We start from the raw sequence: 16446 nt of genomic DNA on the forward strand, positions 1-16446 counted from the left end.
TAGTGAAAGCCTAGTCCTTTGTGACTAGGCTTTTTTGTTCCCGGCTCTTAATACGGCCGGTATTAGATATGAGCAGGAGTTTGCTTGCTCTTGTAGGCATCGGCAAAGCTATGGTTGCGGTCACGGTGATGCATCTCGTCTTCGCGCACGGCAACAACCACTTCACGCAGCTTGGCATCGGCTGGCAGTTTCCAGTAATCCAAGGCTATCTTAGGCGCAGGCGTATTCTCAATGGTGCCGTTATCGATGTAGTTCAGAAAGTTATCGTAACTGCGTACAGCTTCTTCTTCGAAATAGCCCACAATACGATGGGCGGTTTTCGCTGATAGCAAGTAGATAAGGGTGTAGACAATGAGGAAGACGATCTGGGTAACACGGATAAGGAAGCGTTCAAACAGCGATGGCTTGGCAACTTCAATGAAGGTCATCAGGTGCATACGTTCGTTTTCCGCTTCGGCTAAGAGTTCTTTGATCCAGCCTTCATCGTCTTTGATCCGGCGTAAAGCCTTTAGGTGATTGAAGAAACCACCCACCATACCGGGAACGGCAGCAACGGTTTCCAGCACAATGGCACGGTGACAATAGCGTTTACCAAAAAGCAGATCCGCACAGCTGCGAAGTAACAAGACGAAATACCATGCCAGATGATCGCCTATTGTCTGTGGTTTGAAATGTGGGTTTGGTGTGTGATGGGACATGACTTTACCTATTTGTATGATGTTTTTAGGCATGGTAGCGTTACAATTTTAAAGTTGCAATCAAAATGCATCTTTAAAATTGTAATTTTTGTTTCTATGTCGTACTTGTTTAGGGACGTTGTTTTTGTGTGGGGGAGGAGCTGTTAAAACCGAGCCAATAAAAAAGCCGCCACTCGATGAGTGGCGGCTTAATGATAGCAAGTGCTTATTGTTGCTCAGCAGCTTGAGGCTGGGCGAGTTCAACCACCTGGTTATCGATAAGGCGGGCTTTGCCGAGGAAGGCGGACATCAGGATCACGGCCTGCTGGGTTTCTTCGCTGACCGGTTGGAGGCTGACGGCATCGCGGATGTAGATTTCATCCGGCTGCAGGCCGGCGGCACGCAGCTGGTCGTTGGCATCGACCACGATTTCGGCGTAGTCGGTGCGGCCGCCGCGCATCTGGCTGCTGATCCAGCGCATGGTGCGGGCCAGCACTGGTGCACGCTGGCGCTCGTCGACAGTCAGATAACCGTTGCGTGAACTCATGGCCAAGCCGTCCATCTCGCGGACGGTGGCCACGCCGACAACCTCAATATCCATGGCAAGGTCGAGGACCATCTGGCGGATCAGGGCAAGCTGCTGGTAGTCCTTCTCGCCGAAGCAGGCAATATCAGGCTGCACGATGTTGAACAGCTTGGTCACAATCGTCGAAACACCACGGAAGTGGCTCGGGCGCAGGGCTCCTTCAAGCATGGTAGATAGTCCAGGTACCTCGACAAAGGTCTGACGATCCAGGCCTTGCGGATACATGATATCCGGCGTTGGGGTGAAAACCAGCTCAACGCCTTCGTTGTTCAGCTTGGCCAGATCGTCTTCCAAAGTACGCGGGTAGTTGTCGAGATCATCTGCCTTGTCGAACTGCATCGGATTGACAAAAATGCTGACTACAACCACGTCTGCCAGTTCACGGGCCTTGCGGACCAGCGTCAGGTGACCTTCATGCAGGTTTCCCATCGTTGGAACGAAAGCAATCCGGCGGCCCTCGCGGCGCCAGCTTCGGATTTGTTCACGGATCTGGGCAATCTCGGCGAATGTTTGCATTTTTATTCCTTATTCAAAGGTATGTTCTGGGCCCGGGAAGGTTCCGGCCTCGACATCTTCTAGGTATTTGGTGACGGCTGCGCGCATCTCGCCGGTTTCTGCCAGGTAGTTTTTGGAGAAACGGGGAATATAGTTGGCTGAGATCCCGAACATATCGTGCATGACTAGGATCTGGCCGTCGGTTACATTACCGGCACCGATACCGATCACCGGTACTTCAACCGCTTTGGTAATACGTTCAGCCAGGCTGGCCGGTACGCATTCCAGCAAGATAATCTGTGCACCCGCGTTTTTCAGCAGGATAGCATCTTTTACCATCTGCTCAGCGTGGTCGGAGTCACGTCCTTGCACTTTATAGCCGCCGAAAATATTGACTGATTGAGGGGTTAGCCCCAAATGGGCACAGACAGGCACGGCACGTTCGGTCAGTTTGGTCACGGTTTCTGCCAGCCAGGCACCGCCCTCGAGCTTCACCATGTTGGCACCAGCACGCATCAGCGTCGCGGCATTCTCACAAGCTTGCTCAGGAGTGGCGTAGCTCATAAATGGCATATCAGCCATCAGTAGCGAGTTCGGGCTACCAGCGCGAACTGCACGGGTATGGTAAGCGATATCCTCTACCGTTACCGGCAGGGTATCAGGCTTGCCTTGCAGTACCATGCCCAGTGAGTCGCCGACCAGCATCACTGGTACGCCTTGCTGCTCGAACAGCTGGGAAAAGCTGGCATCGTACGCGGTAACCGAGGCAAATTTACGACCTTCCTGCTTCCATTTCATCAGGTCGTTGATAGTGATCTTTTTCATGTGTTCTCCCTTTAATCCTGATAAACGGTTACTGAGACCAGATGCTCAGGCCGTTGCGGTCTACCTGCTCCACCAGCGCGTTTAGCGGCGTTCCGTCAGGCAGTACCCGTTCAGGGGCAATTTCCGCGAGTGGGTAAAGTACAAACTCACGGACTTTCATTCCGTAATGCGGCACAGTCAGGCGCTCGCAGTGGTGTTCAAGGTCGCCGTACAGGACGATATCGAGATCCAGGGTACGCGGGCCCCAGCGCTCGGCCTTGCGGACGCGGCCATGCTCTTGCTCAATAGACTGGGTACAGTCAAGCAGGGCCAGCGGGCTGAGGTCGGTCTCAACGGCGACGACGGCATTGATGTAGTCAGGCTGATCCTGTGGCCCCATCGGAGTACTGCTGTAGAGCGAGGACACGGCAACCACGCTGAGATCAGGGTGCTGCTTGAGCACCTCGATCGCACTGTTGGCCTGGGCGACAGGATCGGACAGGTTACTGCCGATGGCTATGTAGGCCAGGGTCATGACGATTTAGCCTGTGGTTTCTTGCGGCGCTGCTGCGGGCGACGGCGGCGACGACGGGGTGCGCCAGAGCCACCTTCGTTGATCTGCTGCACCATCTTGCTGCGCTGGTTGCGGTCACCATGCTGGAATTTATCCCACCACTGGGCCAGCTCGGCAATGTCCTCGCTCTCGAAGTTGGCTCGCATTTCCAGGAAGTCGAAGGCGGCCCGGAATTTCGGGTGCTCCATCATCTTGAATGCTCGCTTGCCACTGCGGCGGCTGAAACGGGTTTGTTGCTGCCAGATATCACGGATCGTCGTGGTAAAGCGGCGCGGGATGGCAATGGTCTTGACCTGCTCGTCAAGAATGTCATTGGCCGCCACCATGAAGGCATCGTAGTAGGCCAGACCGCTGGCAAAGGCGACTTCTTCGGCACGGGTAACCAGCGGGTACCACAGCATGGCGGCAAACATAAAGGCCGGGTTAACTCGCTTGCCATCGGCAATACGCTTGTCGGTCGCCGACAGGATATGCTCGATCATCTGCTCGGTCTGGCTGCTGTGATCTTCGGTGAAGTGCTCGGCCAGTAGCGGGAACAGTTGCTGGAACAAGTTGTATTCGCGCAGTAGCCTGTAGGTATCCAGGCCGTTGCCCGACTGCAGCAGCTTGAGGCTTTCCTCGAACAGGCGTGCGGCCGGGATATCCTGCAGCAGCGTTGATAGCGGCTTGATTGGGCCCGCCGTCGTTGGCTCGATGGTCATATCGAGTTTGGCGGCAAAGCGAACCGCGCGCAGCATCCGGACTGGATCCTCGCGGTAGCGGGTTTCCGGATCTCCGATTAGGCGAATAATCCGGTTGTCGAGATCTTCCACCCCGTTGACATAGTCGGCAACGGTAAAATCCTTGATGCTGTAGTACAGCGCATTGATGGTGAAGTCACGGCGTTCGGCGTCTTCTTCGATACTGCCATAGACATTGTCACGCAGCAGCATGCCTTCCTGGCTCTGGGCCGAGACATTCTTCTTGTCTTTGATGCTCGGCTTGGCATCAGAGTGGTGACCGCGGAACGTGGCCACTTCGATGACGTCTCTGCCGAACAGGATATGGGCCAGGCGGAAACGGCGGCCGATCAGGCGGCAGTTGCGAAACAGCTGCTTGATCTCTTCCGGCGTTGCATTGGTGGCAATGTCGAAGTCTTTTGGTTGTTTGTCCAACAGGAGATCGCGAACACCACCACCTACCAGATATGCGTCATATCCGGCTTTATTCAGGCGGTAAAGGACCTTCAACGCATTCTCGCTGATATCTTTACGTGAAATACCGTGCTCTTGGCGCTGATAAACTTGCAAGGCGAGTTCCTCATGGTCGAGATCACTTGCGTCTCGATTCAGTACCTTACGGCAAAAGCTGGCGACTCGATTAAAGATAATACACCTCATTTATGTGGTTCGGATTCAACAAACAGCCGCATATCATATATCACGGCAGGCCATTTTAGAATCCTAGCGCTTGTTTCCCCCGCATTTTGGCGGCAATTTGCGGGCATTTCGGGGGCGACAGGCAATTAACAGTTAGCTGGACGACAATACTGCAGGCGCTTGGTTTCAGCCCGATGAAGGGGCTGAATGGGCCAGGGTAATCGCGGTGGTTGCCGGCAGGTTTGCCACTTGCCAGTGGGCTGTACCCCAGAGCAGAATATCGCGGACCGACGAGCTTACCAGATCGACCGGTGGCTGCATGCCAAGAAACCCCATGGCTGCGATAAGGGCCGGCCTTGGATTGGTTTTATCGATGGCCGGGGCATGGTTCTGCTTCGAGAGCTTGTTGCCGTTTTCGGTCACTGCCAGCGGCAGGTGCAGATAGCGGACTTCCGGCTGGCCAAGCAGGCGGTATAGCCCGATCTGGCGGCCGGTGGGTTCAATTAAATCCGCGCCGCGGACCACTTCGGTGATCCCCTGCTCGATATCATCCAGCACTACAGCCAGATTATAGGCGAACAGGCCGTCACGGCGGCGGATAATGAAATCCTCTGCGGCCAGCGGGGCCGGGATGCTGATGTGGCCATGCAGCAGGTCGTTGAACGCCAGTACGGGGGTGTCAACCTTGAGCCGGATGGCATTGCCAGCCGCCCCCAATCGCAGGTCACGGCAGCTGCCAGGGTAGAAGCCCCCGGCCAGTTTGATTTGCTTACGGGTACATTGGCAGTAATAGGCCTGCTGATCATCGAGCCATGCCTCTATCTGGGCCTGGTACGCTTCGTGGCGCTGGCTTTGGTACATGATCCCCCCGTCCCACTCGAGGCCATAGGCTTCGAGGGTACGTAAGATATCATCCGCGGCACCGGGCATCTCCCGCGGCGGGTCAAGATCTTCCATTCTCACCAGCCAAGTCCCACGTTCTGCTCTGGCCTGGAGGTAGCTGCCGAGAGCGGCTACCAGTGAGCCGAAGTGGAGTGGGCCTGACGGGGACGGCGCAAAGCGACCGATATATTGCTTGTTTGTACTCATAAGAAAATCAACTGTACCAACCTGCATACTATTCTGAACAGCGCAGATAGTTAAGCAGTTTGGTATCAAACGAAAAAGGGAGCTGGCGCTCCCTCTTGACTATCATGGTGTAGTACGTAGTGTACTAGCCAGCCATCTGCTTTTCTTTGATTTCAGCCAGCGTCTTACAGTCGATACATAGCTCGGCTGTTGGACGGGCTTCCAGACGGCGGATACCGATTTCGATACCGCAAGAGTCACAGAAACCGAAGTCGTCATCTTCAATGCGTTGAAGTGTCTTCTCGATCTTCTTGATCAGTTTGCGTTCACGATCACGGTTGCGTAACTCAAGGCTAAACTCTTCTTCTTGAGCCGCACGGTCAACGGGATCCGGGAAGTTGGCCGCTTCGTCCTGCATGTGGTTCACGGTACGATCAACTTCTTCGCGTAACTGGTTGCGCCAGGCTTCAAGAATCTTACGGAAGTGCTCTAGCTGAGCTTCACCCATGTATTCTTCGCCAGCTTTTTCCTGGTAAGGTTCAACCCCAGCAATAGCCAGGATGCCTAGCGATTTTTTAACGTTGCTCTCTGGCATATAGCATCTCCTAATATACCTAATAACCGTCACTGGTTAAATTTGGGCGGTATCTATAGCAGAAAGGGAGTGGTGTGGCAATTGCTGCATATATTCAATTTTATACCAATGTGAAGAAAGCATCACTTTGCGGTACTTACTGGTTGAATTTTATGCGATGGTCTATGTAGAGCTCCGTTGGATTCAATACCGCCTTGTAACACAGGATCTCTACGCCAGCCCGCTCTGCTTGTTGAATTAATGAAAAGTAGTCCGGGTCTATATGGTGCGCCGCAGATACTTTTTCAATCCCCGAATGTAAAATTGCGAAAAAAAGTATGGCACGCTCACCATTTTGTGCCACCTCAATTAGTTCCCGTAGGTGCTTTTGCCCACGAGTGGTGACCGCATCCGGGAAATATCCTTGCCCTGCTTTTCCCTGATCCAGCAGGGTGACACTTTTTACTTCGATGTAGCAGTCTGGTTTGTGCTCATCTTGTAATAAGATATCTATCCTACTGTTTTCACTACCATACTTAACTTCTGTGCGAAGTGATGAATAGCCTTCCAATTCTGTGATGACATTCTTGTTAATCGCCTCTACGACCAACCGGTTGGCCTGGGCGGTGTTGACGCAAATGCTGTGTCCTTGCGGTGTCTGGGATAATTCCCAGCTGTACGGGTATTTGCGCTTCGGGTTGTTCGAGGTTGAATACCACACCGTATTGCCTGGCTCGGCGCATCCGGTCATCGCACCGGTATTGGCACAGTGGATGGTGGTGATTGAGCCGTCGGGCAGTGAAATGTCGGCGAGAAACCGCTTGTAGCGTTTGAGCAGGGTCGCAGGTTGCAGTGGCGGGGTGAACTTCATGCCTTGTCCTTTGGTTGTTATTGCTAGCGGCTGCCGAGGGGCCATTGGCTGAGGAGCTGGTACTGGACCCCCTGGCGGCAGCCATGGCTGACTGGTTTGGAAATATACAGGCCAAAGTGTTTGAAGTGAAAATCTATTTTGTCGAATGCCGGTAGTCGCTCCGGGCGCTTGGCAACGGACTTGGCAAGGGTGATATGAGGCTTGAACGGGCGAGATTCCTGTTCTAGGCCGCAACTTTCCACGAGGGATTTAAGCTGTTGCGCCAGTGCCAGTAAAGGCAGGGGGGGCTGCTCGGGGGCGAGCCATATGACCTTGCTGCGCTTCCAGTATCCGAGTGTTGTCAGCCGCAATGAAAAGGCCGGGGGAGCCGTTAGCTGCTGGGCGGCGGCGACAATGCTATTGGTCTGCTCGTCAGTGACCATGCCGAGGAAGGCCAGGGTGATGTGCAGGTTTTCCTGGCTCACGGGGCGGCCGAGCCGGCAGCATTGCGATGAGAGCCGGGCAAGGCGGTGAAAGGCATCGCTGCTGTGGTCGGGCGATAACGCAAAGAACAAACGCTGTTTTTTCTCTTTGATCATATTAAGTAAGCTACAATGGCCAAGCCTAAATTGAATATGACACAAGGTGTTCCCATTGTCACAGCTGCCTATTGATGATGTGCTTCCCGCACTGCTGACCCAACTTGATGCCCGCGCGCAACTGATCCTCAAAGCTCCTCCCGGAGCCGGTAAATCAACTCGTTTGCCTTTGGTGCTGCTTCAGCAGGGGGCTGTCGCCGGCAAGATAGTGATGCTGGAGCCCCGCCGCCTGGCGGCAAGGAATATTGCCCGCTACCTGGCTTCTCAGCTGGGTGAGCAAGTAGGGGATACCGTGGGCCTGCGGGTTCGGGGAGAAACCCGTGTTAGCAGCAAGACCAAGCTGGAAATTGTCACCGAGGGGGTGATGACCCGGATGCTGCAGCAAGATCCTGAGCTGACGGGGACCGATCTGCTGATCTTCGATGAGTTCCATGAGCGCAGTATTCATGCCGATACCTCGCTGGCTCTGGCGCTGGAGGTACAGGAAGCGCTGCGTGACGATCTCAAGTTGCTGGTGATGTCGGCGACACTGGATGAAGATGCCCTGACGGGGCTATTGCCAGAGGCTGGCTATATCGAGTCGGAAGGGCGCAGCTTTCCGGTTGAATTGCGCTACAAAAAGCTGGCGGAAAACACCCACCTTATTGACGCAACAGCAAGGGAGATTTCAACCCTGCTGTCTTCTGAGTCTGGCTCGATGCTGGTCTTTTTGCCGGGAGCCGGGGAGATCCGCCGTCTGGCAGAGCAACTTGAGGGTCAGCTCGGAGATGATGTACTGGTGTGTCCGCTCTATGGCCAGCTTACCGGTAGCCAGCAACAGCAAGCCATTACGCCAGCGCCCAAAGGCAAGCGCAAGGTGGTGTTGGCCACCAACATTGCCGAAACCAGTTTGACCATCGAGGGGATCCGGATGGTGGTGGACTGTGGTTTGGAGCGCATTGCCTTGTGGGATCCGAAAACCGGGATCAGCCGCCTGGAGTCGGTGCGTATTGCTCGCTCTTCCGCTGAGCAGCGGGCCGGCCGTGCCGGCCGCTTGGAGCCGGGGATCTGCCTGCGATTGTACAGCGAGGAGATGTTGGCGCGTCAGCCTGCCACACCGCAACCAGAGATTTTGCGCGCCGATCTGACCTCGCTGGCGATGGAATTGGCCCAATGGGGCTGCCAGTCTGCCGCGGATCTGCATTGGCTGGATTTGCCGCCCGTACCAGCCTTGAAACAAGCCCATGTGCTATTGGTCGGTCTGGGAGCAATGGATGAGAACGGCAGGCTGACTGAAATGGGCAGCAAAATACAAAAGCTCGGTGTCGAGCCGCGCCATGCCGCGATGCTGCTGATGGCTAAACAGCACGGTGACAAGGCCATGGCCACAGCTGCGCTACTGGTTGCCTTGCTGGAAGAGCCGCCTAGGGGGAATAACAACCCTGATTTGCACTTCCAGCTCAACCTGGTGGAAAGTGGTAAGCAGTCACGGAGCAGGGCTTACCTGCAGCGGGCATCACAGCATTTGGCGAAATTGGGGAATAATAAGGCTGCTATTAAAGTGGCGGGTGAATGGATCGCTCCTTTGCTGGCGGCAGGCTTTCCGGATCGTATCGCCTTGTCTCGCGGTAACGATGGTCGCTATCAGCTCGCTAATGGTCAGGGGGCGATGATGATGCCTGATGAGCCGTTGGCAGATGAAGAACTGCTAGTGGTTGCCGATATCGTCAAGACGCGCCAGGGGGACAGCCGGATCTTCTCCGCGGTGCCAGCCCAACTCGCTGAACTGCAAGATAAATTGCCGCATCTTTTCGTCTGGCGTGACTGGCTCGACTGGGATGATAAGAAAGGTCGGCTGAGTGCAGAGAAGCATTTGTGCTGCGGTAAGCTGGTACTCGAGCGCCAGCCGATGGGCGAGCCTGAACCGGCCAAGGCTAGCGAAGCCTTGCTCAATGCTGTCCAGCGCAAGGGTTTGGGTATTTTGCCGTGGAACAAGACTGCCGAGGGGGTGTTGAGCCGTGCCCGCTGTGCTAGCGAATGGCTGCCTGAGCTGGATTTGCCGGCGATGGATGATGAGGCCTTGCTGGCAGCTGCGGGTGAATGGCTGTTGCCTTACATGAACGGGATGAAAACTCTCAAGGCATTGGAGCGGCTTGATCTCGTGGCGGCCCTGGAAGCCAGGCTGGGGTGGGACAAGAAGCAGCAACTCGATCAGGCATTGCCTACCCATTACACCGTGCCGACAGGGTCGCGGTATGCGATTCGCTATCAGCCCGGGCAATATCCGGTACTGGCCGTCAAGCTGCAGGAGATGTTTGGCGAGAAGAGTTCGCCAGTGATTGCCAATGGCAAGGTGGCAGTGGTACTGGAGTTGCTGTCACCGGCACAGCGGCCACTGCAGATCACCCGCGACTTGGCGGCTTTTTGGCAGGGCGCTTACCGCGAGGTGCAAAAAGAGATGAAAGGGCGTTACCCTAAACACCCTTGGCCGGATGATCCTGCCAGCCATGAGCCGACCAAAAAAACGAAAAAACACATGCAGAAATAGAAGATCATGATGACAGAGCAAGCAAGGCGTTCAGTGGTCCCTGCACCCAAACAGCAGGCACCTAAAAAGCCCGCCGCAGGCAAGGATGGTACCAAGAAACCGGTACGTAAGCGTAAACCGGCGGCAGCCAGCAAATCCAAGGCGACCCCCACTAAGCGTCCGGCCAAGTCGAGCCGCAGCCGCAAAAAAAGCCCGAGAGGGAAACGGCAGGGTCTGCCAGGTTGGTTCAAGTGGCTGCTTGGCTTTGGCCTGAAGTTGTCTATTGCTGTGCTTGCGGTGTTGCTGGTGGTCGGGATCTATCTCGACAATATTGTCCGCGACCGTTTTGATGGCCAGTTATGGAACTTGCCTGCCGTTGTCTATGGCCGGGTGCTGGATTTGCAGCCGGGGCAGACTATCAGCTTGAATGAAGTGCGCCGTGAGCTGGATCTGCTGCAGTACCACAAGGTGCGGACGCCGCAGCGCAACGGGGAATACTCATCGTCAACAACCCGGATCGAGTTGGTCCGCCGCCCGTTTGAGTTTGCCGATGGTCCGGAAGGCGCCCGGCATATCATGCTGACCTTTGACGGCAATGAACTGAAGAGCATCCAGGATGCGGGATCTAAGCGCCAGCTTGGCTACCTGCGCATTGAGCCGAAGATGTTGGGTATGCTGGAAACGGGTGAGAGCGAACAGCGGCTTTTCTTGCCGCGCGAGCAGTTCCCCGAGGTACTGGTCGATGCTTTGCTGGTTACCGAAGACCGGGATTTCTACCACCATGACGGGGTCTCGCCGCTGGCCATTGCCAGGGCCATGGTGGTTAATCTCAAGGCAGGCCGAACCGTGCAGGGTGGCAGTACCCTGACCCAGCAGCTAGCCAAAAATATGTTCCTGAGCCGCGAGCGCTCGCTATGGCGAAAGATCCGGGAAGCCTACATCGCTGTCATTATTGATTACCGCTACAGCAAAGATCAGATCCTCGAGGCTTATCTCAATGAGATCTACCTGGGGCAAAATGGCGGCAAGGAAATCCATGGCTTTGGGCTAGGGGCTAGGCTGTACTTCGGCCGTCCGCTGCAGGAGCTTAGGATCGACCAGCAGGCGTTGCTGGTCGCCATGGCAAAGGGCCCATCCTATTACAATCCATGGCGAAACCCTGAACGGGCCAGACAACGGCGGGATTTGGTGCTGAGGCTGATGATGGACAATGGGATCTTGTCCGGCCAGGATTATGAGCTGGCGGCTTCGCGACCGCTCGATGTGCAGGCGAGTCCAATGATCGCCCGCCGTCAACCGGCTTATTTCCAGCAACTCCAGCGTGAGCTCAAGCTACGGGTAGGCAAAAACTATACTCCGGGTGTGGGCTTGCGGATCTTCAGTACCTTGGATCCCCTTTCGCAGAAAGAGGCGGAGGAGGCGATTGTCAGCATGGTACCTAAGCTCAGACAGAAGGCGGGCGTCGGGCTCGAAACTGCACTGGTAGCGGCTGATCGCAGAACCGGTGAGATCAGGGCGATGATCGGTGGTAGCAATCCGGGCTATGCCGGTTTTAATCGCGCTTTGGATGCCAGCCGGCAGATTGGCTCGCTGGTCAAGCCGGCGGTATACCTGGCGGCTTTGCGCCATCCAGAACAATTTACCCTGGCAACGACGGTCGAAGATAAGCCGATCCTGCTCAATGGCAGCAGGGGGAAAAATTGGCAGCCTCGCAACTACGATCGCAAGTTCCGCGGAGAAGTCCCGCTCTACTACGCATTGGCCAAGTCACTCAACGTTCCAACGGTCAATCTGGGTATGCAGGTTGGGCTTAATGAGGTGATCGATACGATGGTGGACTTGGGGGTTAGCCGCGGCGAGGTGCCCAAACTGCCCTCTATCTTGCTAGGTGCTTTTACCCTGACGCCGTTTGAAGTGACCCAGATGTATCAGTCGGTCGCCAGCGGTGGCATGAAAGCCGAACTTACCGCGCTGAGGGCGGTTGTTGACCAGCAGGGCAACCGGCTATACCAGCGGATGCCGCGAGCCAGCCAGGTGGTACCCGAACAGGCGGCATGGTTGACGACCTACGGGATGAAAAACGTGGTCTCGCAGGGAACGGCTCGCTTTCTTCAGCCCCAGTTTGGCTGGGCAGCTCTGGCTGGTAAAACGGGTACCACAGATAATAACCGCGACAGCTGGTATGTCGGTGCCGATGGCCGTGAAGTGGTCACGATATGGGTTGGCAGGGATGACAACAAACCGGTTAACCTGACAGGCTCTGGCGGGGCGTTGCGTTTGTATGGCGACTATCTCAAGCGTCGCCAGCCGGAGCGCTTGGCGCTGCCATGGCCACAGCAGTTAACCACAGCCAAGTTTAGCCAGATGCCAAATGGTACCTTGGTGAGGGACTGCGCAGGGCAGCATTCGCTGCCGATGTGGGATAAGGACGGCTCCGTTAAAGGCTATTGCGATGGAAATCAGCCTGCTGGATGGCTCAAAGAGATGTTCAGTTGGTAAAGATGGTAGAGCGATGATAAGTACGCCCCTATTTGGGGCGTTTTTTTATCTGGGGATAGGTCTAACTAGTCATCCGGATCGAAGTATAAAGAAATCCGGCTGCGGGGGTTAAGGTAGTCGTAGACCTTGTCCGGCAGCTTGCTTGGGTGGATAACCTGCTCGATGCGCAGGTGGCTCTCTTCTAAGTCAATGATCGGTGCCTCGTTGGAGGGGACCGTCGGGTCGTACAGCAAGATATTGGGCGTGAGCAGGCTCTCTGAGTTGACCGAGATAACCAGTCCCAGTTGCTGGTTTGACAACTGGACCACGCTGCCTGGCGGGTAGACCCCAAGCAGGCGGATCAGCAGTGCCAGGTAGTCATTGTTGTACTGCTCCTTCTTGTGCTTGAACAAGTAGGAGAGGGCGCTGTAGGGGATCCTCGCCTTGGCCGGATCCTGCGGATGGCACAGATTGTCATAAGCATTAACGACGGCAACCAGCTGGGCTTTGGGATCGATTTGAACTGCCGAGAGTTGCTTGGGGTAGCCACTACCATCAAGTAGTTCATGATGCTGGTAAAGGATCGGTTTGGCCTGTTCGGAAAAACTGTCTGACAAATTGGCCAGGTCGACGCTGTATTTCGGGTGGAGCTTGAGGTAGTTCTCCTCCGGCTCGGTAAGCGGGGTGGTCTTGCGGGTGATAGCTGTTGGCACCTTCAATTTGCCCATATCGTGGAACAGGGCTCCGATGGCAATGGTTTTGATATCCTGCCCGGTCATCCCGCTCGAGCGGGCCAGCATCATCGACATGATGGCCACGTTAAGCGAGTGGCTGTAGATATCTTCGTTATCGCTGCCCTCGTTCATTAGGTGAAGAGCAACGTTGTCGGTTTCAAGCAAGGCATCAACCATCTCCTCAACCAGAAGCTCCGCCTCCTTGACGGCTGTAATAGGACGGCTTTTGATTTTGCCGACAATTGCGCGCAACTGGGCCACTGAGCGGGTGAAGTTTTTTTCACAACGCTGTAGCTTACGCTTGTAGTTCTTGAGCTTCTCTATGCGGCCTTGCTTCTCTTGCCATAGCTTTTCTGCCTGGAGGTCGAGAAAACGGCTCTCATGCTCACTGATAGCCTCTAGAGTATTGTCCGGGGCAAGAGGCTGGGTATCACTTTTTTCTGGGAGCAGAAAGACATGCTTGATACCGAGATTTTTGATCAGCCTGATTTGCTGGCTATCTTTGATTTTGAAATGATTGAGGAGGAAAGGGTGATCGGTCCACTGTACTGGCAGCTTGATATAAAGGCCTTCGGTTAAGCGCTCTACTGATAGTTTGATACTGGCCATGGTGTCCGGTGCAACCTGTTTATAATGAGGCTTAATTCTACCTAACCGGATTCATTTCCCAAATATGCCATGAATTGCTTATTGACTGGAGGCTAGCGGTGATATGGCCCCAAATAAATTACCCCGGGGCAAACTACAGGCGAAAAAAAACCTCATCAAAGATGAGGTTTCAAAGGATGGTGCCGACTACCGGAATCGAACTGGTGACCTACTGATTACAAGTCAGTTGCTCTACCTACTGAGCTAAGTCGGCATTTTATTCTTATTATTCAAGCTAAAAAGCTTAAATCGAAAGTGGCTCCCCCTGCGGGACTCGAACCTGCGACATACGGATTAACAGTCCGCCGTTCTACCAACTGAACTAAGGGGGAATTATCTTGTTACATCATGTTGCTTATCTAAAGCACCATAATCAAAATATGGTGCCTCGAGGCGGAATCGAACCACCGACACGAGGATTTTCAATCCTCTGCTCTACCGACTGAGCTATCGAGGCAAAAGTAGCGATGGTAAATCTCTACTTTCACTTACCGAAGTAAGTTAATAAATGGTGCCGACTACCGGAATCGAACTGGTGACCTACTGATTACAAGTCAGTTGCTCTACCTACTGAGCTAAGTCGGCACACTAAAAGTGGCTCCCCCTGCGGGACTCGAACCTGCGACATACGGATTAACAGTCCGCCGTTCTACCAACTGAACTAAGGGGGAATTATCTTGTTACATCATGTTGCTATCAAGCACCACAATATGAATATGGTGCCTCGAGGACGGAATCGACCGCGCCCGGCTAGGGACCGACACATTATCGCAACGCGATAACCTTTGGAACCTACTTGTAAGCATCATACTCTAAAATATGGTGCCTCGAGGCGGAATCGAACCACCGACACGAGGATTTTCAATCCTCTGCTCTACCGACTGAGCTATCGAGGCAAAGCAAGAGCGGTTAAGACTCTGCTTCATCTTACCGAAGTAAGGAATAAATGGTGCCGACTACCGGAGTCGAACTGGTGACCTACTGATTACAAGTCAGTTGCTCTACCTACTGAGCTAAGTCGGCACACTAAAAGTGGCTCCCCCTGCGGGACTCGAACCTGCGACATACGGATTAACAGTCCGCCGTTCTACCAACTGAACTAAGGGGGAATTATCTTTTAAATCATGTTGCTATCAAGCACCACAATATGAATATGGTGCCTCGAGGCGGAATCGAACCACCGACACGAGGATTTTCAATCCTCTGCTCTACCGACTGAGCTATCGAGGCAACGGGGCGCATTAAAAAGGTTTTCGGCCTTTGCGTCAATGGTTTTTTGATAAAAACATGCTGACTTTGCCTTTTTTGCACTGATCGCTCGGTTTTTGAACTTATTGCTGACTCTATACGGCTTGCAGCCATGTTATTCGTTATCCAAAAGTGTACGGTTTTCACGGTCAAGAGCGCGCGAAAGTGCCGGTCGGCGGCTGACAAATTGGCGGTATTTTTCAAGCTTCAGGGGCAGTTTCTGATCAAACTTCACTGCCCAGTTCAAGGTATGGGCCAGTAGAATATCGGCAACGGTTGGAAAGTGCCCCAATAAGTATTCATCGCCTTGCAGGCGGGACTCTGCAACTTTCAGTGCCTTTTTGAACTCCCAGGCGGCGACAGGCAGCATTTCTGGCAGGCGGATTGACTCGGGTAGGGCAAATCGATGCTTGCCCATGCTCCAAAGCGGCTGCTCCAATTCGGTAATGATATAGCTGACCCATTCATGATGGCTGGCCGACTCGGTGCTACCGGGCTCTGGCAGCCAATGGTGGCCATATTTCTCTGCTAGGTAGAGACAAATAGCCGAGGATTCACAGATAGTGGTGCCATCGTCAGTCAAGCAGGGGACTTTTCCTTGTGGGTTGAGGGTGAGAAACTGGGGGGAGCGATGATCATTTTTGGCAAAGTTTATCAGGCGGTAATGCCAATCGAGGCCAAGTTCTTCAAGCAGCCAAGAGACGCGGAGTGAGCGGGTGCGCGGGTAGCCGTAAAGGGTGATCATCATTTCTTCCTTGGTTTTTTATAGTTTGTTGATATTAAAGTTAGCAAAAAATAGACGAACTGCAGGCTGGGCGTCAAAGTGCTGACACTGGCGGGTGACGAAAAGCGGCGTGAGGTGAGTCCCCTGTTAGGCTTTCTCAGATAAGAAAAAAGCCAAGTCTTTCGTCGGGGACGCCCAGTCTTGGCTGTTTTTTCTGGAAGTGCTCTGGGGATAAATCGCAGATACGAAAAAGCCGCGTCAAATGACACGGCTTTTTCTAAAGTGGCTCCCCCTGCGGGACTCAACGCGGGCGGCTAGCTCTGAGACAATTACTCGGCACGAGTAAGTCGCAGTTACATAAGAAAAAAGCCAAGTCTTTCGACTTGGCTTCTTAATGTGGCTCCCCCTGCGGGACTCGAACCTGCGACATACGGATTAACAGTCCGCCGTTCTACCAACTGAACTAAGGGGGAATTATCTTGTTACATCATGTTGCTTATCTAAAGCACCATAATCAAAATAT

The 16446-nt window shown here is 54.1% G+C and carries 13 protein-coding genes and 10 tRNA genes; 2 read left to right on the top strand and 21 right to left on the bottom strand.

Annotated elements, in window-relative coordinates; genetic code table 11:
* Nucleotides 1–62: 62 nt before the first annotated feature.
* From C9J03_RS19385 to thpR, 9 genes are all read right to left on the bottom strand, one after another.
* The gene (locus C9J03_RS19385) at nt 63–698 is read right to left on the bottom strand and encodes an alternative oxidase (protein WP_044622473.1); all 636 of its coding nucleotides are present in this window, start codon (nt 696–698) and stop codon (nt 63–65) included.
* 205 nt (nt 699–903) lie between these two features.
* Complete coding sequence (gene panC / locus C9J03_RS19390) at nt 904–1779, bottom strand: pantoate--beta-alanine ligase (RefSeq protein ID WP_044622474.1); 876 nt, start codon at nt 1777–1779, stop codon at nt 904–906.
* A gap of 9 nt (nt 1780–1788) precedes the next feature.
* Nucleotides 1789–2583: a 3-methyl-2-oxobutanoate hydroxymethyltransferase gene (gene panB / locus C9J03_RS19395; protein ID WP_039457015.1), complete on the bottom strand. Its 795-nt coding sequence runs from the start codon at nt 2581–2583 to the stop codon at nt 1789–1791.
* 28 nt (nt 2584–2611) lie between these two features.
* Nucleotides 2612–3097: a 2-amino-4-hydroxy-6-hydroxymethyldihydropteridine diphosphokinase gene (gene folK / locus C9J03_RS19400; protein ID WP_044622475.1), complete on the bottom strand. Its 486-nt coding sequence runs from the start codon at nt 3095–3097 to the stop codon at nt 2612–2614.
* Complete coding sequence (pcnB, locus tag C9J03_RS19405) at nt 3094–4467, bottom strand: polynucleotide adenylyltransferase PcnB (protein WP_044624366.1); 1374 nt, start codon at nt 4465–4467, stop codon at nt 3094–3096. The genes folK and pcnB overlap by 4 nt, the downstream gene beginning before the upstream one ends.
* A gap of 213 nt (nt 4468–4680) precedes the next feature.
* Nucleotides 4681–5583, bottom strand: coding sequence for a tRNA glutamyl-Q(34) synthetase GluQRS (gene gluQRS / locus C9J03_RS19410; protein WP_044624367.1), 903 nt, complete (start codon nt 5581–5583; stop codon nt 4681–4683).
* A gap of 124 nt (nt 5584–5707) precedes the next feature.
* Nucleotides 5708–6157 carry an RNA polymerase-binding protein DksA gene (gene dksA / locus C9J03_RS19415; protein WP_039457024.1) on the bottom strand — a complete coding sequence of 150 codons (450 nt, stop codon included), beginning with the start codon at nt 6155–6157 and terminating at the stop codon, nt 5708–5710.
* 136 nt (nt 6158–6293) lie between these two features.
* A complete protein-coding gene (gene sfsA, locus C9J03_RS19420) occupies nt 6294–7007 on the bottom strand; it encodes a DNA/RNA nuclease SfsA (RefSeq protein WP_039457027.1) in 714 nt (237 codons plus the stop codon).
* Between the two features lie 23 nt (nt 7008–7030).
* On the bottom strand, nt 7031–7585 hold the full coding sequence (gene thpR / locus C9J03_RS19425) for an RNA 2',3'-cyclic phosphodiesterase (protein ID WP_044622476.1): 555 nt from the start codon (nt 7583–7585) through the stop codon (nt 7031–7033).
* 55 nt (nt 7586–7640) lie between these two features.
* Here thpR and hrpB point away from each other — a divergent pair, with 55 nt between their 5' ends.
* Entirely contained in the window at nt 7641–10112 is a 2472-nt protein-coding gene (hrpB, locus tag C9J03_RS19430; protein WP_044622477.1) for an ATP-dependent helicase HrpB, read from the top strand.
* A 6-nt stretch (nt 10113–10118) separates the two neighbouring features.
* On the top strand, nt 10119–12590 hold the full coding sequence (gene mrcB, locus C9J03_RS19435) for a penicillin-binding protein 1B (RefSeq protein WP_044622478.1): 2472 nt from the start codon (nt 10119–10121) through the stop codon (nt 12588–12590).
* Nucleotides 12591–12655: 65 nt separating this feature from the next.
* On the opposite strand, the gene C9J03_RS19440 is transcribed toward mrcB, so the two are convergent.
* The 12 genes from C9J03_RS19440 to C9J03_RS19495 all read right to left on the bottom strand — a co-directional run bounded on the left by C9J03_RS19440 (nt 12656) and on the right by C9J03_RS19495 (nt 16396).
* Nucleotides 12656–13912, bottom strand: coding sequence for a cyclic di-GMP phosphodiesterase (locus tag C9J03_RS19440; RefSeq protein ID WP_044622479.1), 1257 nt, complete (start codon nt 13910–13912; stop codon nt 12656–12658).
* A gap of 177 nt (nt 13913–14089) precedes the next feature.
* Nucleotides 14090–14165, bottom strand: a tRNA-Thr gene (locus tag C9J03_RS19445).
* A 42-nt stretch (nt 14166–14207) separates the two neighbouring features.
* Nucleotides 14208–14283: transfer RNA gene (locus C9J03_RS19450), tRNA-Asn, on the bottom strand.
* Between the two features lie 49 nt (nt 14284–14332).
* Nucleotides 14333–14408 (bottom strand) — tRNA-Phe (locus C9J03_RS19455).
* A 52-nt stretch (nt 14409–14460) separates the two neighbouring features.
* Nucleotides 14461–14536 (bottom strand) — tRNA-Thr (locus C9J03_RS19460).
* A gap of 10 nt (nt 14537–14546) precedes the next feature.
* Nucleotides 14547–14622, bottom strand: a tRNA-Asn gene (locus C9J03_RS19465).
* 149 nt (nt 14623–14771) lie between these two features.
* Nucleotides 14772–14847: transfer RNA gene (locus C9J03_RS19470), tRNA-Phe, on the bottom strand.
* A 51-nt stretch (nt 14848–14898) separates the two neighbouring features.
* Nucleotides 14899–14974: transfer RNA gene (locus tag C9J03_RS19475), tRNA-Thr, on the bottom strand.
* 10 nt (nt 14975–14984) lie between these two features.
* Nucleotides 14985–15060 (bottom strand) — tRNA-Asn (locus C9J03_RS19480).
* A gap of 45 nt (nt 15061–15105) precedes the next feature.
* Nucleotides 15106–15181, bottom strand: a tRNA-Phe gene (locus C9J03_RS19485).
* A gap of 133 nt (nt 15182–15314) precedes the next feature.
* On the bottom strand, nt 15315–15947 hold the full coding sequence (locus C9J03_RS19490; RefSeq protein WP_249031113.1) for a glutathione S-transferase family protein: 633 nt from the start codon (nt 15945–15947) through the stop codon (nt 15315–15317).
* A gap of 373 nt (nt 15948–16320) precedes the next feature.
* Nucleotides 16321–16396: transfer RNA gene (locus tag C9J03_RS19495), tRNA-Asn, on the bottom strand.
* Nucleotides 16397–16446: the final 50 nt, after the last annotated feature.

The sequence above is a fragment of the Photobacterium gaetbulicola genome (genome assembly GCF_003025515.1).
Classification (GTDB): Bacteria; Pseudomonadota; Gammaproteobacteria; order Enterobacterales; family Vibrionaceae; genus Photobacterium; species Photobacterium gaetbulicola.